Source organism: Streptomyces sp. NPDC005533, assembly GCF_042871845.1.
GTDB lineage: Bacteria > Actinomycetota > Actinomycetes > Streptomycetales > Streptomycetaceae > Streptomyces.
Genome location: NZ_JBIAJH010000035.1, coordinates 47,458 through 69,243 on the forward strand (window position 1 = coordinate 47,458; position 21,786 = coordinate 69,243).

General features: G+C 72.2%; 21 protein-coding genes and 1 riboswitch. Of the genes, 7 read left to right on the plus strand and 14 right to left on the minus strand.

The annotated features are described in order from the left end of the window. Positions 1-78: 78 nt before the first annotated feature. Positions 79-798 (minus strand): TetR/AcrR family transcriptional regulator, encoded by a 720-nt coding sequence (locus tag ACFYP3_RS28370; protein WP_388838289.1) that lies wholly within the window; start codon positions 796-798, stop codon positions 79-81. An 85-nt stretch (positions 799-883) separates the two neighbouring features. Here ACFYP3_RS28370 and ACFYP3_RS28375 point away from each other — a divergent pair, with 85 nt between their 5' ends. Together ACFYP3_RS28375 and ACFYP3_RS28380 are read left to right on the plus strand one after the other, a co-directional pair. After that, entirely contained in the window at positions 884-1,504 is a 621-nt protein-coding gene (locus tag ACFYP3_RS28375) for a DUF6230 family protein (protein WP_388838292.1), read from the plus strand. Between the two features lie 38 nt (positions 1,505-1,542). After that, on the plus strand, positions 1,543-2,547 hold the full coding sequence (locus ACFYP3_RS28380) for a DUF6114 domain-containing protein (RefSeq protein ID WP_388838295.1): 1,005 nt from the start codon (positions 1,543-1,545) through the stop codon (positions 2,545-2,547). Between the two features lie 78 nt (positions 2,548-2,625). Here ACFYP3_RS28380 and ACFYP3_RS28385 read toward each other — a convergent pair whose 3' ends face one another. The 3 genes from ACFYP3_RS28385 to ACFYP3_RS28395 all read right to left on the minus strand — a co-directional run bounded on the left by ACFYP3_RS28385 (position 2,626) and on the right by ACFYP3_RS28395 (position 4,833). Continuing rightward, positions 2,626-2,781 carry an SCO1431 family membrane protein gene (locus ACFYP3_RS28385; protein ID WP_388838297.1) on the minus strand — a complete coding sequence of 52 codons (156 nt, stop codon included), beginning with the start codon at positions 2,779-2,781 and terminating at the stop codon, positions 2,626-2,628. A gap of 134 nt (positions 2,782-2,915) precedes the next feature. Beyond that, positions 2,916-3,350 (minus strand): SPW repeat protein, encoded by a 435-nt coding sequence (locus tag ACFYP3_RS28390; RefSeq protein ID WP_351596325.1) that lies wholly within the window; start codon positions 3,348-3,350, stop codon positions 2,916-2,918. Positions 3,351-3,465: 115 nt separating this feature from the next. After that, positions 3,466-4,833 (minus strand): peptidase C39 family protein, encoded by a 1,368-nt coding sequence (locus ACFYP3_RS28395; protein ID WP_388838300.1) that lies wholly within the window; start codon positions 4,831-4,833, stop codon positions 3,466-3,468. A 111-nt stretch (positions 4,834-4,944) separates the two neighbouring features. Here ACFYP3_RS28395 and ACFYP3_RS28400 point away from each other — a divergent pair, with 111 nt between their 5' ends. Then, positions 4,945-5,598 carry a uridine kinase gene (locus ACFYP3_RS28400; protein ID WP_388838303.1) on the plus strand — a complete coding sequence of 218 codons (654 nt, stop codon included), beginning with the start codon at positions 4,945-4,947 and terminating at the stop codon, positions 5,596-5,598. A 378-nt stretch (positions 5,599-5,976) separates the two neighbouring features. Then, positions 5,977-7,896, plus strand: coding sequence for an AAA family ATPase (locus ACFYP3_RS28405; protein WP_388838306.1), 1,920 nt, complete (start codon positions 5,977-5,979; stop codon positions 7,894-7,896). 139 nt (positions 7,897-8,035) lie between these two features. Here ACFYP3_RS28405 and ACFYP3_RS28410 read toward each other — a convergent pair whose 3' ends face one another. The 10 genes from ACFYP3_RS28410 to ribD all read right to left on the minus strand — a co-directional run bounded on the left by ACFYP3_RS28410 (position 8,036) and on the right by ribD (position 16,631). Beyond that, a complete protein-coding gene (locus tag ACFYP3_RS28410; RefSeq protein ID WP_388838309.1) occupies positions 8,036-9,079 on the minus strand; it encodes a hemolysin family protein in 1,044 nt (347 codons plus the stop codon). Next, positions 9,076-10,506: a hemolysin family protein gene (locus ACFYP3_RS28415; RefSeq protein WP_388838312.1), complete on the minus strand. Its 1,431-nt coding sequence runs from the start codon at positions 10,504-10,506 to the stop codon at positions 9,076-9,078. The genes ACFYP3_RS28410 and ACFYP3_RS28415 overlap by 4 nt, the downstream gene beginning before the upstream one ends. Positions 10,507-10,705: 199 nt before the next feature. Then, entirely contained in the window at positions 10,706-11,170 is a 465-nt protein-coding gene (locus ACFYP3_RS28420; RefSeq protein WP_388838315.1) for a PH domain-containing protein, read from the minus strand. A 44-nt stretch (positions 11,171-11,214) separates the two neighbouring features. After that, entirely contained in the window at positions 11,215-12,063 is an 849-nt protein-coding gene (gene hisG / locus ACFYP3_RS28425; RefSeq protein ID WP_388838318.1) for an ATP phosphoribosyltransferase, read from the minus strand. A 57-nt stretch (positions 12,064-12,120) separates the two neighbouring features. Then, a complete protein-coding gene (locus tag ACFYP3_RS28430; RefSeq protein ID WP_030706574.1) occupies positions 12,121-12,402 on the minus strand; it encodes a phosphoribosyl-ATP diphosphatase in 282 nt (93 codons plus the stop codon). Between the two features lie 58 nt (positions 12,403-12,460). Then, positions 12,461-12,946: a 6,7-dimethyl-8-ribityllumazine synthase gene (ribH, locus tag ACFYP3_RS28435; RefSeq protein ID WP_007262951.1), complete on the minus strand. Its 486-nt coding sequence runs from the start codon at positions 12,944-12,946 to the stop codon at positions 12,461-12,463. A gap of 51 nt (positions 12,947-12,997) precedes the next feature. Beyond that, complete coding sequence (locus ACFYP3_RS28440; RefSeq protein ID WP_388838323.1) at positions 12,998-14,287, minus strand: bifunctional 3,4-dihydroxy-2-butanone-4-phosphate synthase/GTP cyclohydrolase II; 1,290 nt, start codon at positions 14,285-14,287, stop codon at positions 12,998-13,000. After that, positions 14,284-14,940, minus strand: coding sequence for a nicotinamide mononucleotide transporter family protein (locus tag ACFYP3_RS28445; protein ID WP_362857664.1), 657 nt, complete (start codon positions 14,938-14,940; stop codon positions 14,284-14,286). The genes ACFYP3_RS28440 and ACFYP3_RS28445 overlap by 4 nt, the downstream gene beginning before the upstream one ends. Then, the gene (locus ACFYP3_RS28450) at positions 14,937-15,566 is read right to left on the minus strand and encodes a riboflavin synthase (protein WP_388838326.1); all 630 of its coding nucleotides are present in this window, start codon (positions 15,564-15,566) and stop codon (positions 14,937-14,939) included. The genes ACFYP3_RS28445 and ACFYP3_RS28450 overlap by 4 nt, the downstream gene beginning before the upstream one ends. Further along, positions 15,567-16,631 carry a bifunctional diaminohydroxyphosphoribosylaminopyrimidine deaminase/5-amino-6-(5-phosphoribosylamino)uracil reductase RibD gene (ribD, locus tag ACFYP3_RS28455; RefSeq protein ID WP_388838329.1) on the minus strand — a complete coding sequence of 355 codons (1,065 nt, stop codon included), beginning with the start codon at positions 16,629-16,631 and terminating at the stop codon, positions 15,567-15,569. 221 nt (positions 16,632-16,852) lie between these two features. Beyond that, positions 16,853-16,983, minus strand: a riboswitch (FMN riboswitch). Positions 16,984-17,303: 320 nt separating this feature from the next. On the opposite strand from ribD, the gene ACFYP3_RS28460 reads away from it, so the two are divergent. The 3 genes from ACFYP3_RS28460 to ACFYP3_RS28470 all read left to right on the plus strand — a co-directional run bounded on the left by ACFYP3_RS28460 (position 17,304) and on the right by ACFYP3_RS28470 (position 21,423). Then, positions 17,304-19,655, plus strand: a complete 2,352-nt coding sequence (locus ACFYP3_RS28460; RefSeq protein ID WP_388838332.1) for a chitinase C-terminal domain-containing protein — start codon at positions 17,304-17,306, stop codon at positions 19,653-19,655. Between the two features lie 78 nt (positions 19,656-19,733). Beyond that, positions 19,734-20,639 carry an RNA polymerase sigma-70 factor gene (locus ACFYP3_RS28465; protein ID WP_388838335.1) on the plus strand — a complete coding sequence of 302 codons (906 nt, stop codon included), beginning with the start codon at positions 19,734-19,736 and terminating at the stop codon, positions 20,637-20,639. A gap of 34 nt (positions 20,640-20,673) precedes the next feature. Then, complete coding sequence (locus tag ACFYP3_RS28470) at positions 20,674-21,423, plus strand: SDR family oxidoreductase (protein ID WP_388838338.1); 750 nt, start codon at positions 20,674-20,676, stop codon at positions 21,421-21,423. The last annotated feature ends 363 nt before the right edge of the window (positions 21,424-21,786 follow it).

Consider the following 21,786-nt stretch of genomic DNA (forward strand, 5'->3'; position numbering starts at 1 on the left):
GGGCTCTCACAGCCGATGGTGCCCTCCCGGATCACGGAATGGGCTGTTCAGCGGCTGCGGCGGCTTGAGTATGCCCGATCAGGAGCTTCCCGTCACCGGGGCAAGATCACCATGCTGACCGAACGGTCCTTCGGGAAAGGGAGGTGCCGGACACTCCGGGACGAACTCCTCGATCACCGCCAGCGTCGCGCGCAGCTGCCGCACCAGCAGGGCCCCCAGCTCGCCGCGATCGGGCTGCTCCGCGACCGCGGACGCGACCTTCGGTCCGCCGGGTCCGCCGGGCCCGCCGATCCACTCCAGCGTGATCCCTTCCACGGCGGAGAGCCAGCCGACGAGGGCGAGCCGGGCGAGCGGCGGGAGCGAGCGGTGCCCGTACGCGCCTTCGGCGATGGTGGCGACCAGCTCCTCCCGGACGGCGTGGCGGATGGCGAGCACCTCGGCGTCGGAGCCGACGCCGCCGGTGACGATGGTGCGGTAGGCCGCGCGGTGGTGCTCGGCGTAGTGCAGGTATCCGTCGACGGTGCGGCGGACGCGCTCCGCGTTCGGGAGATCCGTCTCGCCGCCGGCGCGGGCGACGAGCTCGGCGACCGACTCCTCGACGATGGCGAGGTAGTAGCCGCGCTTGCTCTTGAAGTAGTAGTAGATCAAGCCCTTGGCGACGCCCGCGTGCTGGGCGATGTCGTCCACGGAGAGTGCGTCGTAGGGGGTGTCGGCGAACAACTTGCGGCCGGTCGCCAGGAGTTCGGCCCGGCGCACCTGCGAACGTTCGGTCGTACCGCGCTGTTGACTATTATTCAAATTCAGCCCTAGCCTCGAACCGCCACAACGTGCCCGAAGTATGGCAGCACTTCCCCTGCGCACCGGACGACGTACGGGAGGAACCATGGCTACCGGCAAGAGCACCCCCGGGCCCGGCGAGGGCCGGGTCCACTGGAAGAGGTCGGCCGCCGTCGCGGTGCCCGCGGTCATCGCCGTCGGCGCGCTGGCGATGGTCGTGGCGCAGGGCGCGCTCGCCGCCTCCTTCGCCGTCTCGGGGACCAGCTTCCAGGTCTCCTCCTCGAAGCTGAGCAGCAAGGGACTGGCCTCCTACGTACAGACGGACCGTTCCGTCGACGGCAAGGGGCACCCGGTCGCCCTCCTCGGCATCGGGGAGGCCACCCTCACGGACATCTGCCAGGCCGCCGAGGTGGCCACCCCGCTGGGCACCGTGGTCTTCAAGCTGACCGCCGGCGGCCCCGCCGGGGAGGTCACGGCCAGCAGCCTCGTCATCGACGGCGAGGACCTCGACGGCGACGCCACCTTCGGCACGGCGCAGATCGGCCGGGACGCCTCGACCCTGGACCAGGTGGAGGGGGTCGCCGGGGAACCGGGGAAGTTCGGCCTCCAGGCCGGGAACATCGAGGTGGTGGGCGTGAAGTCGCACGCCTGGTCCGCGACCGGCGGCAACTTCAGGCTCAAGGGCATGAAGCTCGACGCCAGCCTGGACGGCGGGAAGTGCTTCTAGGCGTGCGGGGCGGCGGCCGCCGGTCACTGCGGCTGCCGGTGCGACGGCCCCTGGCGGAGCACCGGCGGCGGCTGCGCGCCTGGCGCCGGACCCGGCCGTTCTGGGGCGGACTGCTGGTGATGCTGGGCGGGGCCGAGCTGCTGCTGGTCCCGCTCTCCCCGCTGACCGTGCTGGTCAGTCTGGGCCTCGGCGGGATCGCGGCCATCGGGATCGGCGTCGCGCTGGTCCTGGCGGGGCTGTGCCTGTGGTTCCTGCCGCAGGCGCGCACGTACGTGTCCCTGCACGCCCTGCTGCTGTCGGTGCTGTCCTTCGTGGCGACGAACCTGGGCGGGTTCCTGATCGGGATGGCGCTCGGCATCGCGGGGAGCGCCCTGGCCTTTGGCTGGACCCCTCTGCCGACGGAAGGCTGGGGTACAGGCGAGGGCACGGGTACGGGTACGGGTGCGGGTACAGGTACGGGTACGGGCGCGGCCGGGGGCGAGGAGGGTCCGTACCGGAAGAGCCCTGACGGCGGCGGCGCCGGCGCCGGCCCGCGCGCAGTGGCCGCCGTCCTGCCCGTGGCGCTCCTGGCGGCGTTGGTGACGGGGACGGGCACCCCACGGGCGGAGGCCGCCCCCGCCGCGCGACCGCCGGTGCCGACGGCCCCGCGGACTCCCCCGACGGTCACCACCTCGCTCTTCGCACCGCAGGGCTTCGCGCTGGCGGGTACGGCCGAGGTGCCCACGGTGGCCGGGCCGCTCAAGGTGCTGGTGCTGAGGATGCAGGCGGCCTCGCTGCGCGACTACCGGCTGCGCACCCGGGACGGCGGCGGCGAGTACGGGCTCGCCGCCGACTCCCTCGACCTGCGCGGGGACGTCACCTTGTACCTGACGCGGTTCAGCGGCTGCATCAACGGGCTGCTGTGCGTCACCTTCAGCCCCGAGGGGCTGCCCGCTCCCCCGGTCATCCCGCCGTTCGTCTTCATGACCCGGGTCAGCGCCGAGCAGGCGTTGGTCACCGCCGATGTGATCGTCACCGACGGGCTGAGGCTGGCGGCCTCGTGATCCGCGGCGCGCAGCCGGCGGCAAGGACGGAGGCGGCCACGGAGGCGGCCTCAGAACCAGCCCCGGTACCGGTACGGGTCAGAGCCAGCCGACCTGGGTGACGAACATGGCCACGACGACCACGAGGGTCCAGCCGAGGACGTGCTCCAGCCAGGAGGAGGAGTCGTCCTCGGGGCCTCCGGTGCGGACCAGGTTCAGGGCGGGGGCGGTCGGGGTGGCGCTGTCGGCAGTCATGATGTCCAATGTGCCAGCGTTCGCGGCCTTCGCGGTAGATGACGATGGTCACGCGGTGGCACCCGTCACACCGCGGGCCCCCACCACGCCCCGGAGCGGGGAGCGGTGGGGGCCCGGCGGCCCTGCCGGCGTCGTCAGATGCGGGTGTCGCGGTTGCGGCCCGCCATGGCCGCCATCGCGAGGCCGAGGCAGAGGGCGACGGCTCCGGTGATCACGTTGTTGACCACCGTACGGGTCGTGTCCATCTCTCCGGCGATGGCCCACGGGGCGATGATCGTCCACGCGCCGAGCGCGACGGCCGTCCAGGCCATCGCGTGCGTGCGCTCGTAAGCGGATCCCAGACCACCCATGCACAGGCAGAACGCCAGGCCGGTGATCAGGTTGTTGATGGCCAGCGGGGTCAGGACGCTGAACCCGGCTATCCACGGCGAAGCCGCCAGGTACAGGCCCGTGATCAAGGCCAGTGCCTCAACGGCCTGCGCGGCGGGGGTGCTGGTCACCCGCTCGAACCGAGTGCGCATCTCGGCAAGGTCCGGGTGGTGCTCGATGCTGCTGGGATGAGTGGTCATGGCGGACTGCCTCCCACAAGAAGCCTTATATGCCTTTTATGCCCATATTCCGCCTGTTAAGCCATCCGGACCAGCCGAGCCTGCCCAGACTTCCCGGAACGCGCCCAGAACGCGCTCAGAACACCCCGACCGCCGACAGCGCCGCCGTCTGGGCCGTGCTCGGGCTCGCCGGCACGTAGAGGTAGCAGATGCCTCCGCTGCCCGAGGCGACCTTGCCGGAGGTGCCGTGGCGCTTGGTCCGCAGCCAGATCGTCTCCCATTCGGCGCGCTGGTAGACGCGGCGGACGGAGGGGTTGTCGGGCGAGTTGGGGTCGTTGGCGATCACGTCGCCGGCGGCCGTGAAGCCGATGACGGTCATCAGGTGGCCGGCGGTGCCGTAGCCCGCGCCGGTGAGCTCCTCCGGGCGGAAGGACTGCGAGGTGATGGCCGGGATGCCGGCGGCGACCAGGGTCTCCAGGTCGGTCAGCGAGCCGAGCCTGGTGACGACGCCGCCGAGTCCGCGGTAGGTGGCCGCATAGGCGGCGTTGAAGGCCCAGTTGCCGCAGCCCTTGTAGGCGGCGTCGTAGGTGGAGCGGGCCGCGTGGCAGATCTGCGGGTCGGAGTACCTCGGGTTCACCCAGGTCAGCGCGGTGGCGCTGGCCTTGCCGCCCCAGTACTCGATGATCATCTGCGAGGAGGTGGGGCTGCACCAGGCCTCGCCGCCGTTGTCGTATTCGGGGTACTGCCCGGCGTGGATCTCCTGCGAGTAGCGCGGGACCTTCAGCTCGTGGGCACGGCCGGAGGGGGTGGAGGCGGGGACGGTGAACCGGTCCGGGACGTCGGAGGCCATGGCGCCCGTCAGCCACACGGTGGGGCCGCCGCCCGCGCCCGGCTTGCGGTGCAGGGTCAGGCGCAGCTGCCAGTCCCTGATCCGCAGCCCGGCGGACGCGGCCGGGGCGTCGACGGCGAGGGTGTCGGTCCAGACGGTGGACTTCCCGTCGGTCTGGCCGTCCACGGAGGTGCGGCGGATGTCGCGATCGCCGGAGGCCCAGCGCCCCATCACGTACCAGGGGGTGGGGGTGCCGTCGGTGTAGGTGCCGCGCAGGTCGATCTGGATCCAGGTGCCGGCCGGGGTACGGGCGTTCCAGGAGGCGATCGCCTCGGTGGCGGGCACGGTGGAGCGGTGCACCGGCGAGGTCCAGGTGGCGTACTCCCAGACGCCCTTCCTGCCGGTGTGCGGGTCGGCGTACTCGGTGCGGCCGGCGGCGGTCGCGATCTCCAGGCCGGGGCGGGCGCCGCCGACGGCGGTGGTGCCCTGGTGGGTGCCGGCCTGCCAGTGGGCGAGGGAGTACCAGAAGCGGTTGTCGACGGTGCGGCCCGTGGCCCGCGGGATCGAGCGGGAGGCCGCCGAGGCGCTGCCGCCGGGGATGCCGGCGGCGGTGGCCGCGGTGGCGACCGCGAGTGCGGCGACGAGTACGGCCCTGCGTGGCGTGGATGCTGTCATCGCGAGGTTCCCCCAGGGGGTGGGTCGGCGCTTCCGTGGCTTCACCCTTCCAGTTCCCGGCAGCCGGACGCCGAAGCCGGGGGCCGTGTCGGGCCTGTCTAGGCTGGTCGGGTGGAGCCACAGCAGTCACTTGAGTCACTCGCACGGGAGCTCGCCGCGTTGCCGCCCTCCCTCGGCCCGGTGCGCCTGATCGGGATCGACGGGCACGCCGGATCGGGCAAGAGCACCTTCGCGGGGCGGCTCGCCGAAGCACTGGGACAGCCCGCGCCGGGGCGGCCCGCGCCCCTGTTGCACCTGGACGACGTGGCCAGCCACGAGGAGCTGTTCGCCTGGGAGGAGCGGCTGCGCGCGCAGGTGCTGGAGCCGCTCGCCGCGGGACGGCCCGCGCACTGGGCCCCGTACGACTGGGTGGAGCGCCGCTTCGGGCCGGAGCGGGTACTGGAGCCGGCGCCGGTGCTGCTGATCGAGGGGGTCGGGGCCGGGCGGCGGGCGCTGCGCCCGCACCTGGCGCGGCTGCTGTGGATGGAGACGCCGCGTGCGCAGTCGTGGCTGCGGGGGCGAAACCGGGACGGGCGTGAACTTTCCGACTTCTGGGACGGATGGGAGCGCGCGGAGCGCGCGCACTTCTCCAGTGATCCTTCGCGCCCCTTCGCCGACACCCTGGTGCGCCAGAGTGGTACGGGATACGAGTGGTCTTCCGGGGCGGGAGCGACAGTGGGAACCACCCCTTCCGTGACCGAGGGTGACGAACTCCCCCGGGCCTGAGCGGGCCTGGAAATCCTCTCCGCCGGGCCTCCACCGACCTGCTTGACCTGGGGCCCGCACCGGCCTTACGTTCTCAATGCGCGCCTTAACCGGCTGCCGCGGACACGAAGCCCCCGATTGTTCCCCCGTGATCGGGGGCTTCGTTCTGCCCGCACACCCTCTCCCGCAGGCGTCACGCCCGGAGAATCCGGCCCCGGATATTCACACTGAGTCACCGACTGCTCCTGGGGCGCACGCGCGAACCCGGTCTGCCGCGCCCTACGTAAGGTGCGAAACCGCAGGTACGATGCAGCCCTGATTTCATCGGCGCAATGGCTGACTCGCGCGCTCGAAGCGGGGGTTGCCGCGCACCACGGGGGCAGGCTTGTGGGGGACGTGATGGATTTCGGCACGCCGGGCAGCATGCACGCCCCGGCCGAACTCGCCTGGCTGCGCGGAGTCGACGCCTGCACCATGGGCGCGTATCCGCAGGCCGAGGAGGAGTTCCGGGCGGCCGTACGACTCGACCCCTCGATGGCCGACGCCTGGCTGGGGTTGCACGCGCTGCGGGTGGACACCGGCAACGCGTTACTCCGGATGTACGCGCACCGGGACCGCTTCGGCGAACAGCGGGCCCGGCACCGGAGGACGCTGAACTCCTGGTACTGGCTGGGCTGGTGGGTCCAGCCGGTGCTGGAGAGCCGGCGGGACCTGCTCCTCGCCCACGCCTCGCACTGGCTGGACGGCCGCCACGTGCCCGAGCTGGACCAGGCGCTCGCGGCGCTGCCGCCGGTGGACACCGACGCGCAGGTGCGGTTCCTGCACGCCTGCCGGGCCTACCTGGTCAAGGACTGGGAGCAGCTGGTCCGGCACACCGAGCCGCTGGTGAACGATCCGCTGCTGGGGATCGAGGCGGGCCTGTTCGGCGGGATGGCCCGGGTCCGGCTGGAGATGTACGGGCAGGCGGAGCCGATGCTGTCGGCGGCGCTGATGCGCTGTCGCAGCGAGCAGCCGCAGCGCAAGGAGCTGCGGTACTGGCTGGCGCGGGCGCACGAGGGCACCGGGCGCAGTGCGGCGGCGTTGCCGCTGTACCGGGCGGTGCACCGGGTGGATCCCTCGTTCATGGACACCGCCGCCCGGCTGACGGCCATCGAGGACGGCGACGACACCGACGGCATGGCCGATCTGGCGGGCCTGGCGGGATACGCCGGGTACGGGGCCTACGCCGGGCACGGCCCCTCCCCCGTCGGCGGGGACTTCGCGGCGGTCGCGCTGGGCGGCGGGCCCGTGCAGGACATCGCGGCCGACGACCAGGCCGAGCCCGACCCGCCGGCCCCGCCGACGCCCCCGGCGAGCCGGGTGGAGGGCGCGCGGCGCAAGGTGCCCGTCCCGCCGCAGGGCGCGCCCGAGGGGCTGCCGACCGGGCCGTCCGATCCGGTGGCGCTCGCCGAGGCGCTCGCGGAGCTGGAGCGGATGGTGGGCCTGGAACCGGTCAAGCGGCAGGTGAAGGCGCTGTCGGCGCAGCTGCACATGGCGCGGCTGAGGGCGGGTCAGGGGCTGCCGGTGCAGCCGCCGAAGCGGCACTTCGTCTTCTCGGGGCCCTCGGGGACGGGGAAGACGACCGTGGCCCGGATCCTGGGACGGGTCTTCTACGCACTGGGGCTGCTGGGCGGCGACCATCTGGTGGAGGCCCAGCGGGCTGATCTGGTGGGCGAGTTCCTGGGGCAGACCGCGGTGAAGGCGAACGAGCTGATCGACTCGGCGATCGGCGGGGTGCTGTTCGTCGACGAGGCGTACTCGCTGTCCAACTCGGGCTACAGCAAGGGCGACGCGTACGGCGACGAGGCCCTGCAGGTGCTGCTCAAGCGGGCCGAGGACAACCGGGACCACCTGGTGGTGATCCTGGCGGGCTATCCGGCCGGGATGGACCGGCTGCTGGCGGCCAATCCGGGGCTGTCCTCGCGGTTCACCACCCGGGTGGACTTCCCCAGCTACCGGCCGCTGGAGCTGACCGCGATCGGCGGGGTGCTCGCGGACGCGAACGGGGACCACTGGGACGAGGAGGCGCTGGAGGAGCTGCGCAGCATCAGCGCGCACGTGGTGGAGCAGGGCTGGATCGACGAGCTCGGCAACGGCCGGTTCCTGCGGACGCTGTACGAGAAGAGCTGCGCGTACCGGGACCTGCGGCTGGCGGGCTTCGCGGGTGAGCCGTCGCGGGACGACCTCGCCACGCTCCGGCTGCCGGACCTGATGCAGGCGTACGGGGAGGTGCTGTCCGGGCGCGGCCCGCAGGAACGGCCGGAGCCGCCGCCGCTGTAGCCACGGCGCGGGCGGATCGCGGGCCTCCGACCCGCCCGCACCCGCCCCGCGCCCGCCCCCGGGACTCCGTCCGGGGGGCCTCAGCGCTTCGAACGCCGGCGAGGCCCTTCCGAGCCCCGCCGGCGTTCGAGGGCCGCGGCTACGCGCCCCGCACGTACGCGCGGTGCGACGGGTCGCGGACCTCTCCGACCAGCATTTCCAGGACGTCCTCCAGGGCGACCAGGCCGAGGACCCGGCCGCCCGGGTCGGCGACCTGCGCCAGGTGGGTGGCGTCGCGGCGCATGACCCCGAGGGCGTCGTCCAGCGGGACGGTGGCGCACAGCGTGGTCATCCGGCGCCAGACCCGCTTGGGCACGGCCCGTTCCCGGTCCTCCAGGTCCAGTACGTCCTTCACGTGCAGGTAGCCCATGAAGGCGCCGCTCGCGGCGCGGACGGGAAAACGGGAGTAGCCGGTGCGCACGGTCAGCTGCTCGATCTGGCGCGGGGTCACGTCGGGGCCGACCGTGACCAGGCGGTCCCGGTCGAGGAGGACGTCGGTGACGGGGCGGCTGCCCAGTTCCAGGGCGTCCTCCAGCCGCTCCTGCTCGACCGGCTCCAGGAGCCCGGCCCGCCGGGAGTCCTTGAGGAGCCGGCCCAGCTGGGCGGAGGTGTAGACGGCCTCGACCTCGTCCTTGGGTTCCACCTTGAAGAGCTTCAGGACGAGCTTGGCGCAGGCGCCGAGCGCGGTCGTGACCGGCCCGCACAGACGGGCGAACGCGACCAGGCCGGGGCTGAACCACAGGGCGGTCTTCTCGGGGGCGGCCATGGCGAGGTTCTTGGGGACCATCTCGCCGATGACCAGGTGCAGGAAGACCACGGCGGCGAGCGCGAGGGCGTAGCCGAGGGGGTGGATCAGGCCCTGCGGGACGTGGACGGCGTGGAAGACGGGCTCCAGCAGCCGGGCCACGGTGGGTTCGGCGACCGCGCCGAGGGTGAGGGAGCAGATGGTGATGCCGAACTGCGCGGCGGCCATCATGCGGGGCAGGTTCTCCAGGCCGTGGAGCACCTGGCGGGCCCGCTTGGACTCGGCCGCGAGGGGCTCGATCTGGCTGCGCCGTACGGAGACGAGGGCGAACTCGGCGCCGACGAAGAAGCCGTTGGCGAGGACCAGCAGCAGGGCGAAGAGGAGCTGGAGCGCGTTCATCGGGAGGCGCCTTCCAGCTCGGCCCGCTGCCGGGCGCCTTCGCCGTGGCGGCCGGAGCCGAGCGGGGCGGCGGCGTCGGCGGCGGAGGCGGGCCGGTAGGGGCCGGCCGCGGGCACCGTGGTCAGCCGGACCAGGCGCACGCGTTCGGCGCGGTTGCGGCCGACCTGGCGGACGGACAGCTTCCAGCCGGGGAGGTCGGCGCGGTCCCCGGGAGCGGGGATCCGGCCGAGCAGGTCCGCGACGAGGCCCGCGACGGTCTCGTACGGGCCTTCGGGCACCTCCAGGCCTATCCGGCGCAGGGTCTGCACCCGGCAGCTGCCGTCGGCCTCCCAGGAGGGGCGGCCGTCCTCGGCCGGTACGGCGGCCAGTTCGGGGCTCTCGTCCTCGGCGAGGTCGTGCTCGTCGCGGACCTCGCCGACGAGTTCCTCGACGATGTCCTCCAGCGTGACCACGCCGGCGGTGCCGCCGTACTCGTCGACGACCACGGCCATCGGCTGTTCGCTGCGCAACCGTTCCAGCAGCGGCTGCACCGGCAGGGAGCCGGGCACCAGCAGCGGGGCGACGCAGATCCGGCTCACGGTGGTGCGGTCGCGCTCGGACTCGGGCACGGCGAGGGCGTCCTTGAGGTGGACCACGCCGGTGACCTCGTCGATGCGGTCGCGGTAGACCGGGAAGCGGGACAGTCCCGTGGCGCGGGTCAGGTTGAGCACGTCGGCCGCGGTGGCCGTGTGCATCAGGGCGCTGACCTTCACCCGGGGGGTCATGACGTGCTGGGCCGTGAGCTCGCCCAGCGAGAGGGTCCGTACGAAGAGGTCGGCGGTGTCCTGTTCGAGGGCGCCGGCCTGGGCCGAATGGCGGACCAGGGAGACCAGTTCGCCGGGGGTCCGGGCGGAGGCCATCTCCTCGGTCGGCTCCACGCCGAGCGCCCGGACGAGGCGGTTGGCGACGGCGTTGAGGCCGGCGATGACCGGCCGGAAGGCGCGGGAGAAGGCGTTCTGGGGGCCGGCGACGAAGCGGGCCACCTGGAGCGGCCGGGAGACCGCCCAGTTCTTCGGGACGAGCTCGCCGACGACCATCTGGACGGCGGAGGCGAGCAGCATGCCGATGACGACGGCGACGCCGGGGACGGCTCCCCGGGGCAGGCCGGTCGCGCCGATCGGCCCGGCCAGCAGTGCGGCGAGGGCGGGCTCGGCGAGCATGCCGACGACGAGGGACGTGATGGTGATGCCGAGCTGGGTGCCCGAGAGCTGGAAGGAGAGCTCCTTCAGGGCTTCGACCACCGTGCGGGCACGGCGGTCACCGTCGGCTGCGGCGCGCTCGGCCTCGGGTCTCTCCACGGTGACGAGGCCGAATTCGGCCGCCACGAAGAAACCGTTGGCGAGGATCAGGGCGAATGCCGCCGCTAGCAGGAGTAGCGGAATGGTCATGCCGCCGCCTCCGGAGGGAGGGCGGCGCGGGTACTACCGGACGATCCGTCCATTGCTGGAGGGAGTCACTCCTCAAGTCGCAGGTGCCCACGGGCCTCGGGGTCCGGGGCCGGTGGGAGGGCGCACAGCTGCGCCCCGCCACCAGGGTAGTCATTGATGTCCCGGCCGCAACGGTACGCAGCGACGGGGATCGGTGGTCTCAGCGGTCGGCCGCACCCGTTCCGCGGCTCTCGGCGAGGGCCCGCAGGGCGCGGGCGTCGCCGATCGCCCGCTGCTTGGCGACGCCCGGCTGGATGCCGAGGACGGGCAGGCTGGTGCCGTCGTTGAGGTCCAGGAACACCCACGGGTCGCCCGGGCGGAGGTTCACGCGCAGGATCTGCGCCCACTCCAGGCGGCGGGTGGTGGTGATGTTGACGACGGTGACGCCGGTCTCGTCCGCGACCACCTTGGGGCGGCTGAGCAGGACGAGGACGGAGCTCAGCAGCACGGCGGTGAAGAGGAAGCTGATCCGCTCCCCCGTGCTGAGGTTCTCCAGGAGGAAGGCGATCGATCCGATGGTCACGAACATGGCGGCCCCGACGCCCAGCAGGACGGCCCGCGTCCGGTTCGGCCGGAAGGTGACCGGCAGGGCGGGGGTGCGGGGCTGGGCGGCGGACTCGGCCATGGTCGTTCGGATGCCTTCTGCGGTGGTGGTGCGGGTGGGACGGGTCAGAGCCGGCAGGCGTGGATCGACGTGGTGAGGATCGCGCGCGCGCCGAGCTCGTACAGGTCGTCCATGATCCGCTGGGCCTCCTTGGCCGGGACCATGGCGCGGACCGCGACCCAGCCTTCGTTGTGCAGCGGGGAGACGGTGGGCGACTCCAGGCCCGGGGTGAGGGCGACCGCGCGCTCCAGGTGCTCGGCGCGGCAGTCGTAGTCCATCATCACGTAGCTGCGGGCGACCAGGACGCCCTGGAGGCGCCGCAGGAACTGCTGGACCTGCGGGTCGCCGGCGTCGGCGCCGTTGCCGCGGATGACGACGGCCTCGGAGGTGAGGATCGGCTCGCCGATGACCTCCAGGCCCGCGTTGCGCAGGCTGGTGCCGGTCTCGACGACGTCGGCGATGATCTGGGCGACGCCGAGCTGGATGGCGGTCTCGACCGCGCCGTCGAGGTGGACGACGGAGGCGTCGATCCCCTTCTCGGCGAGGTGCTTGGCGACGATTCCCTCGTACGAGGTCGCGATCGTCATCCCGTTGAAGTCCTCGGGGCCCTTCGCGGTGCCGGGGGTGGTGGCGTAGCGGAAGGTGGAGCGGCCGAAGTTCAGCGGCAGGATCTCCTCGGCGCTGGCGCCGGAGTCGAGCAGCAGGTCCCGGCCGGTGATGCCGATGTCGAGCTTGCCCGAGGAGACGTAGATCGCGATGTCCTTGGGGCGGAGGTAGAAGAACTCGACCTCGTTCTCGGGGTCGACGACCACGAGCTCCTTGGACTCCTTGCGCATCCGGTAGCCGGCCTCATGGAGCATCGCCGACGCCGGTCCGGAGAGAGAACCCTTGTTGGGGACGGCGATGCGCAGCATGGGGCTTCCTTTGATGCGTGGGTGGTGCGTGCTTACGGGTGGGTGTGCGGGCCGGTCTCAGAGGTGCGCGTAGACGTCGTCGAGGGAGATCCCGCGCGCCACCATCATCACCTGGACGTGGTAGAGCAGCTGGGAGATCTCCTCGGCGGCGGCTTCCTTGCCCTCGTACTCGGCGGCCATCCAGACCTCGGCGGCCTCCTCGACGACCTTCTTGCCGATGGCATGGACGCCCTTGTGGACGAGCTCGGCGGTACGGGAGGTGCTGGGGTCGCCGTTGGCGGCCTTGAGCTGGAGCTCGGTGAAGAGGTCTTCGAAGCTCTTGGAGGGTTTGTTCGCCATGATGTCCTTAGGGTACGGGCTCACCCGGGTGTCCCCGTGCCGGGGTTCACTCCTTGGACTAGCGCCAGGGTTCGCTGACGGTCCGCAGGGTCATGGCGGTGGAGACGGCGGCGGTGACCGCTTCGTGCCCCTTGTCCTCGTTCGACCCTTCGAGCCCGGCGCGGTCCAGCGCCTGCTCGTCGTTGTCGCAGGTCAGTACGCCGAAGCCGACGGGGACTCCGGTGTCGATCGACACCTGCACCAGGCCCTGGGTGACGCCCTGGCAGACGTAGTCGAAGTGCGGGGTGCCGCCGCGGATGACCACGCCGAGGGCGACGATGGCATCGTATCCACGACCGGCCAGTACCTTCGCCACGACCGGCAGCTCGAAGCTGCCCGGGACGCGGAGCAGGGTGGGCTCGTCGATGCCCAGCTCGTGCAGGGCCCGCAGGGCGCCGTCGACCAGTCCGTCCATGACCTTCTCGTGCCACTGGGCCGCGATCACGGCGACTCGGAGGTCTCCGCAGTTCTTCACGCTCAGTTCGGGTGCGCCCTTGCCGCTCACAGCTCTGCTCCTCGGTGGTTCGTGGATGTACGTACGGGTGGTGGTGCGTGCTTACTGGTTGCCGCAGGCGGACGTGGGCACGGCCCCGTCCAGCCAGGGCAGGTCGTGGCCCATCCGGTCCCGCTTGGTGCGCAGGTACCGCAGATTGTGCTCGCCGGCCTCGACCGGCATGGCCTCCCGGCTGGTGACCTCGATGCCGTGCCGGACGAGGGCGTCGGACTTGTCGGGGTTGTTGGTGAGCAGCCGGACGGTGCGCGCGCCGAGGTCGGCGAGGATCTGCGCGCCGGCGGCGTAGTCGCGGGCGTCGGCGGGCAGGCCCAGTTCCAGGTTGGCGTCGAGGGTGTCGCGGCCGCGCTCCTGGAGCTCGTACGCGCGCAGCTTGGACAGCAGTCCGATGCCGCGGCCCTCGTGGCCGCGCAGGTAGACGACGACCCCGCGGCCCTCGGCCTTGATCCGCTCCATGGAGGCGTGCAGCTGGGGGCCGCAGTCGCAGCGCTGGGAGGCGAAGATGTCGCCGGTCAGGCATTCGGAGTGCATGCGGACCAGGAGGTCGCTGCCGTCGCCGATCTCGCCGTGGACGAGGGCGACGTGCTCGACGCCGTCGACGGTGGAGCGGTAGCCGTAGGCCGTGAACGCGCCGAAGGCGGTCGGCAGACTGACCTCGGCCTCGCGGCGCACGGTGGGCTCGGCGGAGCGGCGGTAGGCGATCAGGTCCTCGATGGAGATGATCGTCAGGCCGTGCTTGCGGGCGAAGGGGATCAGCTCGGGCAGGCGCAGCATGACGCCGTCCTCGCCGGCGATCTCCACGATGGCACCGGCCGGGCGCAGGCCCGCGAGGCGGGCCAGGTCGACGGCGGCCTCGGTGTGGCCGTTGCGGACCAGGACGCCGCCGGGCTTGGCGCGCAGCGGGAAGACGTGGCCGGGGCGGACGAAGTCGCCGGGGCCGGAGATCCCGTCGGCCAGCAGGCGCAGGGTGGTGGCGCGGTCGGCGGCGGAGATGCCGGTGGAGACGCCGTGGGCGGCGCTCGCGTCGACGGAGACGGTGAAGGCGGTCTTCATCGACTCGGTGTTGTTGCTGACCATCTGGGGGAGTTCGAGCCGGTCCAGCTCGGGGCCCTCCATGGGGGCGCAGATCAGGCCGCGGCACTCGCTCATCATGAAGGCGATGATCTCCGGGGTGGCCTTCTCGGCGGCGATGACGAGGTCGCCCTCGTTCTCGCGGTCCTCGTCGTCGACGACGACGACCGGCCGGCCCGCCGCGATGTCGCGGACGGCCTGCTCGACGGGGTCGAGGAGGAAGGTCTCTTCGGGGATCTCGGGCACGGGCTTGAGGGTGGTCATGCCGTTGCTCCTTCCAGGGCCGTGGCGGGGGTGGTGGTGCGCGAGCGCTGGTACCAGTCGTATGCGCCCCAGACGACGAGGGCGAAGTACACGACGTAGACGAGGCCGGAGAAGGCCAGGCCGCCGTTGAAGGCGAGGGGGACGCCGACCAGGTCGACGAGGAGCCAGGCGATCCAGAACTCGACGAGGCCGCGGGCCTGGGCGACCATCGCGACGATGGTGCCGACGAAGATGTACGCGTCGGCCCACGGGCTCCAGGACAGGTCCGGGTAGAGCGTGAACAGACCGCCGACGGCGAGGGTGCCGAGCGCCGCCCCGGCGAGGAGCAGGGCGCGCTCCTTCCAGGTGGCGGTGCGCACGGCGATGGAGCCGTCCTGGGCCTGCTGCCGGCCGAGCTGCCAGGCGCGCCAGCCCCACGCGGCCACGCCGATGACCAGGAGCTGCTTGCCGACGCCGCCCGTGAGGTGGGCGGAGGCGTAGGCGGCGATGAGGATCAGGCCGGAGAGGAGCTGGGCGGGCCAGGTCCATATGGAGCGGCGCCAGCCGAGGGCGAGGGCGGCCAGGCCCATCAGGTTGCCGATCATGTCGGACCAGATGACCTTCTGCCCGAAGACGGTGAAGGCTTCGGCGTTGAGCCAGGTCAGGGCGGTCACCGGCCGTCTCCCGTCGGATTGGCGTGCAGCGGGTCCACGCCGGCGGCCAGGAGGCGCTCGACGTACTTCGCGAGGACGTCGACCTCCAGGTTGACCGGGTCGCCGGCCTGCTTGGTGCCGAGCGTGGTCAGGGCGAGGGTGGTCGGGATGAGGCTGATGGTGAACCAGTCGGCGGCGGCCTCGACCACGGTGAGGCTGACGCCGTCGACGGTGATGGAGCCCTTCTCGACGACGTAGCGGGAGAGGTTCGCGGGGAGGGCGACCTTGACGATCTCCCAGTGCTCGGAAGGGGTCCGGGAGAGGATCTCGCCGGTGCCGTCCACGTGCCCCTGGACCAGGTGGCCGCCGAGCCGTCCGCCGAGGGCCATCGGGCGCTCGAGGTTGACCCGGGAGCCCTTGGTCAGGGCGCCGAGGCTGGAGCGGTTGAGGGTCTCCTGCATGACGTCGGCGGTGAACTCGCCGTCGGCGGTCTCCACCACGGTCAGGCAGACGCCGTTGACGGCGATGGAGTCGCCGTGCTTGGCGCCCTCGGTGACGAGGGGGCCGCGCAGTCGGAAGCGGGAGGCCTCCTCGAGCGGCTCGACGGCGGTGACCTCGCCCAGTTCTTCGACGATTCCGGTGAACACTCAGTGCTCCTTCGGGGCGGTGGTGGGGATGGCGGTGATGCGGAGGTCGGGGCCCACGCGGACGGCCTCGGTGATGTCGAGGCGGACGGCCTGGGCGATGTTCGTGATGCCGGCGTCACCGAAGGCGGCGGGGCCGGCGCCGAGCAGGGCCGGGGCGAGGTAGCCGACGACCCGGTCGACGGCCCCGCCCTCGGCGAAGGCGCCCGCCAGGGTGGGGCCGCCCTCCAGGAGGAGGGAGCGGACGCCGCGGGCGTACAGCTCCGCGAGGAGCCGGTGGATCGGGATCCGGCCGTCGTGCAGGGGCAGCCGCAGCAGGTCGACGCCGGGCAGGTGGCGCGTGTCGGCGTCCTCGGCGACGACCAGCAGCGTGGGCGCGGAGTCGTCGAGGACGCGGGCGGACGGCAGGATCGCGGCGTGGGTGTCGAGGGCCACGCGCAGGGGCTGGGTGGCTCCTTCGATGCCGCGCACGGCCAGGTGCGGGTCGTCGGCGCGCAGGGTGCCGCCGCCCACCAGGACGGCGTCGGCCTCGGCGCGCAGCCGGTGGACGTCCGCGCGGGACTCGGCGGAGCTGATCCAGCGGCTGGTGCCGTCGGCCGCGGCGCTGCGGCCGTCGAGGGTGGCGGCGTACTTCCAGGTCACGTGGGGGCGGCCGAGCCGTACGGAGGTCAGCCAGGCGGTGTTGCCGGCCTCGGCCTCGGCTTCCAGGAACCCGGCCTCGGTGGCGATCCCGGCGGCACGCAGGGTGGCCGCGCCACCGCTGGCCTGCGGGTTCGGGTCGGAGACGGCGTAGACCACGCGGGCGACGCCGGCTTCGACGAGGGCGCGGGCGCAGGGTCCCGTACGGCCGGTGTGGTTGCAGGGTTCGAGGGTGACGTAGGCGGTGGCGCCGCGGGCCGCGTCGCCCGCGGCGCGCAGGGCGTTGACCTCGGCGTGCGGGCCGCCGGCCCGCTCGTGCCAGCCCTCGCCGACGACGGTGCCGCAGGCGTCGGTGATGACGCAGCCGACGACGGGGTTGGGGCTGGTGGAGCCGAGTCCGCGGGCGGCGAGCTCGATGGCTCGGCGCATGGCACGGGTACCCGCGTCGGATGCGGGTGCTGCGTGCGCGGCGTGTGTCGCCACCGGGTCCTCCTGCCTCATCGGGCACGGACTCCGGGGCCTGTCGGGATACGACAGATGAAGCGGTCCAGCTCACAGGGGGACGCCGAGGCCGGAAAACGGTCCGATCGGGCACGTCCGCAGGGATATGCCGATGAACCGCCGACGGCGGCGTACCGGTGACTGGCCCGCCGCGCACTGCCTCCCATCCGGACTTTAACCGTCGGTCCAGGAATCTCACCTGGTCAACCGGCCGCTGGCTGCGGACGGGTCGCGGACTATAACCGCCGGTTCGGAATTGCACCGACCCCGGAGTGCGCTGCTACTGGTACTCCAGCCAGTCTGCCACGGGTGATCCGCCGCCATGCAGGCGATGCGGTGTGGCCTGGCTCACAGAGGGTGAGCCGGGGGTGACGGCGGCCGGACCGCGGCCCGGGCCCCTGCCGGGACCTGGCCAGGTGGACCCGGGGTTGGTCCAGACCTATTGACGCGATGGTCTAGTCCTCTTAACGTTCCCTTCATCTTCTCGGGAACAGCCCGTCAGATGTGCGCACGTCACGGGCCAACACGCTTCCGCACCAGCCTTGTTGCTCCACGTTGTGTCCACTTGTGTCCCGCATCCTCCCCTCCCCAGGAGGCACCATGCCGTCCCCCACACGTACGAGAGCGATGCTCCTGGCATCCGGCGCCGCGATCGCCGGACTGCTGGTGGGCGGGCTCTCGGCGGGCGTCTCGCACGCCGCCGACAACGAGTCGTGTCGCCCCGACGGGCTGTACAAGACGGCCGGCGTCGACGTCCCGTACTGCTCGGTCTACGACTCCGAGGGCCGCGAGAAGATGGGCGCCGACCACCAGCGCCGCGTCATCGGGTACTTCACCGGCTGGCGCACCGGCAAGGACGGCACCCCCGCCTACCTCGCCCAGAACATCCCGTGGTCCAAGGTCACCCATCTGAACTACGCCTTCGCCCACGTGGGCGCCGACAACAAGATCTCGGTCGGCTCGGACGGCGTGAACAACGCCGCCACCGGGATGACCTGGCCCGGCGTCGCGGGCGCCGAGATGGACCCGGCCCTCCCCTACAAGGGCCACTTCAACCAGCTGACCAAGTTCAAGAAGCAGTACCCGAACGTCAAGACGCTGATCTCGGTCGGCGGCTGGGCCGAGACCGGCGGCTACTTCGGTGACGACGGCAACCGCGTCGCCTCCGGCGGCTTCTACTCGATGGCCACCAACGCCGACGGCTCCGTCAACCAGGCCGGCATCGACACCTTCGCCGACTCCTCCGTCGAGTTCGTCCGCAAGTACGGGTTCAACGGCGTCGACATCGACTACGAGTACCCGACCACCATGAAGGACGCCGGCAACCCCCTGGACTGGCAGCTGGCCAACGCCCGCCGCCCCGGCCTGGTCCAGGGCTACGCGGCCCTGATGAAGACCCTGCGCGAGAAGCTCGACCGGGCGGGCGCCGCCGACGGCAGGCACTACCTGCTCTCCGTCGCCGCCCCCTCCTCCGGCTACCTGCTGCGGGGCATGGAGACCTTCCAGGTGCAGAAGTACCTGGACTACGTCAACATCATGTCCTACGACCTGCACGGCGCCTGGAACGAGTACGTCGGCCCCAACGCCTCGCTGTTCGACGACGGCAAGGACGGCGAACTGGCCGCCGCAGGCGTGTACTCCACCTCCCAGTACGGCGGCATCGGCTACCTCAACACCGACTGGGCCTACCACTACTTCCGCGGCTCGATGCCGGGCGGCCGCATCAACATCGGCCTGCCCTACTACACCCGCGGCTTCAAGAACGTGCAGGGCGGCACCGACGGCCTGTGGGGCAAGGCCCCCGCGACCACCTGCCCGGCCGGCGCGGGCCTGACCAAGTGCGGTGACGGGGCGGTCGGCATCGACAACCTGTGGCACGACAAGGACACCAACGGGGTCGAGTCCCCGGCGGGCTCCAACCCGATGTGGCACGCCAAGAACCTGGAGAAGGGGGTCGTCGGCGACTACGTCACCAAGTACGGCTTCCCGGCGAACACCACGCTGACCGGCACCTACGTCCGCAAGTACGACTCCACCCTGGTGGCGCCGTGGCTGTGGAACGCGCAGAAGAAGGTCTTCCTCTCGACGGAGGACGAGCAGTCGGTGGCCGCCAAGGCCGACTATGTGGTGAACAAGGGCATCGGCGGCACGATGGTCTGGGAGCTCGCGGGCGACTACGCGTACAACGCGGCCAAGGGCCAGTACGAGATGGGCGACACGCTCACCGACACGATGTACCAGAAGTTCAAGTCGGCCTCGCCGTACGGCGCGAAGAAGTCCACCACCGCGCTGCCCACCCGGGCGGTGAACATCAAGACGGAGTTCACCGAGTTCAAGCTGGGCGACTCCAACTATCCGCTCACCCCGAAGCTCAAGATCACCAACAACACGAACACGACGCTGCCCGGCGGCACCGAGTTCCAGTTCGACTACGGGACCTCGGCCCCGGACAACGCCTCCGACCAGTCGGGCTTCGGCACGAAGGTGATCAGCAGCAGCCACACCGGCAACAACGTCGGCGGCCTGAAGGGCGACTTCCAGCGGGTCTCCCTGAAGCTCCCGGCCTGGCAGACGCTGGCCCCGGGCGCCTCGGTCGACCTGGCCTTCAACTACTACCTGCCGGTCTCCACGCCCTCCAACTGGACGGTGAACATCTCCGGCACCACCTACGCCCTCGCCGGGGACCTGGCGCGCGCCACCACGGTGACGGAACCGGGCGGCACCCAGCCGCCCACCACCCCGCCGACCACGCCCCCGACGACACCGCCCACCACCCCTCCCCCGACGGGCGGGACCTGCACGGGCCCGGCGTACGTGGCGGGCACGGTCTACAACAGCGGCAACGTCGTCTCGCACAAGGGCCACCAGTGGAAGGCCCAGTGGTGGACGCAGAACGAGGAGCCCGGCACCACCGGCGAGTGGGGCGTCTGGAAGGACCAGGGCGCCTGCTGACCCTGATCCGCGCACGAGCGGGCGAGGACCCGGTGGCCCGGCGGCCACCGGGTCCTCGCCCTTCCCTACGCTGGCCCGGTGAGCACCCATCTCACCGCGACCGACGCGGTCTTCGAGGAACACCGGCGCCGGATGTTCGCCGTCGCGTACCGCATGCTCGGCTCCGCCACGGAGGCCGAGGACACCGTGCAGGAGGCGTACCTGCGCTGGGCGTCGGCGGACCGCGGGGACGTAGGGCACCCGGGGGCCTGGCTCGCCAAGGTCGTCACGAACCTGTGCCTCAACCAGCTCACCTCGGCGCGGGCCCGGCGCGAGGAGTACGTCGGCCCCTGGCTGCCCGAGCCGGTCCTCACCGCGGACGGGACGCTCGGCCCGCTGGAGTCGGCGGAGCAGCGGGAGAGCGTGTCCATGGCCCTGCTGGTGCTGATGGAGCAGCTCACGCCGGTGGAGCGGGCGGTGTACGTGCTGCGCGAGGCCTTCGCGTACGGCCACCGGGAGATCGCCGCCCTGCTTGACCTCTCCGAGGCCAACTGCCGCCAGCTGTACCGGCGGGCGGCCCGGCGCGTGGAAGCCCCGCGGCCCCGCTTCCGGCCCGACCCCGCGCAGTGGCAGGGGCTGGTGGACACCTTCATGTCGGCGGCGCGCAGCGGGGACGTGTCCCGGCTGGAGAGCATGCTGACGGCGGACGTGCGGTACGTGTCGGACGGCGGCGGCGTGGTCAACGCCGCGCGGCGGCCGATCCTGGGCCGCGACAAGGTGGCCCGCTTCGCGATCGGCGCGCTGGGCAAGTACGTGGCGGGCCTGCCGGTCACCTTCGCGGAGGTCAACGGGGCGCCCGCGCTGCTGTTCGGGGAGGCGGCGCTCCTGCTGGTCGAGTTCGAGGACGGCCTCGTCAGCGGCATGCGGACGGTCGTGAACCCGGAGAAGCTTTGCTTCCTGCGGCGCCAGCTGTCACGTTCCCGAGGGCTGTCCGGTCCCTGCTGACGAAGGCTTTTCCCCAGGGAAGGACGGACGGACCATGAGCACCATCCTCGTCACGGGCGGCACGGGAACCCTCGGATCGCAGGTCGTCACCCGGCTGCGGGAGGCGGGCCACGAGGTCCGCGTCCTGAGCCGGCACTCCCCGGACCACCCCGTCGACCTGCGGGACGGCGCCGGGCTGGACGCGGCGGTGGCGGGCGCCGAGGTCGTCGTGCACTGTGCGAGCAGCCCGCGCGGCGGGGACGAAACGGCGGCGGGCCACCTGATCGGGGCGGCCCGGCGGGCCGGAACGGTCCGCAACATCGTCTACATCTCGATCGTCGGGGTGGACGTGGTCCCGCTCGGCTACTACAAGGCGAAGCTGCGGGTGGAACGGATGCTGGAGGGATCCGGGCTCGGAGTGACGATCCTGCGCACCACGCAGTTCCACGACCTGGTGGCGCAGGTGATGGAAAGGGCGGCGAAGCTGCCCGTCGTGCCGATGCCGAAGGGGGTCCCGGTGCAGCCGATCGCCGTCGAGGAGGTCGCGGACCGGCTGGCCGACCTCGCGGTCCCCGTCCCGGCGGGCCGGGTCCCCGACATGGGCGGGCCGGAGATCCGGCGCCTGACGGACCTGGCCCGCGGCTACCTGGCGGCGACGGGCCGCCGCCGCCGGGTGGTCCCCGTTCCCCTGGTGGGCAGGACGTACGCCGCGTTCTGCCGGGGCGGCCACCTGGTCCCGTCGGGGGCGGTGGGCAAGGGCACGTTCGCGCAGTACCTGGCGGCCCGCTCGGAAGCGCGCGGCTGAAAGCCCGGGCCTCCGCCCCGCGCCTCAAACGCCGGCGGGGCTGCATGTGCGCGGCGCAGCCCAGAGCCGTGCGGCTCAAAGACCGGGGCTCCGCCCCGCACCCCGCGCCTCAAACGCCGGCGGGGCTGGATTTGCGCGGCGGAGGCCAGAGCCGTGCGGCTCAAAGATCGGGGCTCCGCCCCGGACCCCGCGCCTCAAACGCCGGCGAGGCTGAATTTGTGCGGCCGGGCTGGATGGTGCGGCGGCACTGGGGAGCAGGCGGGTCGGGTGGGGTGGGGGTGGGTGTGTGTCGGGGTGATCCCCGCAGGGTGCCGAACGCACTGCCGCCGAGCTATCCGACCTCCCGACACGTTCGGCGCCCGA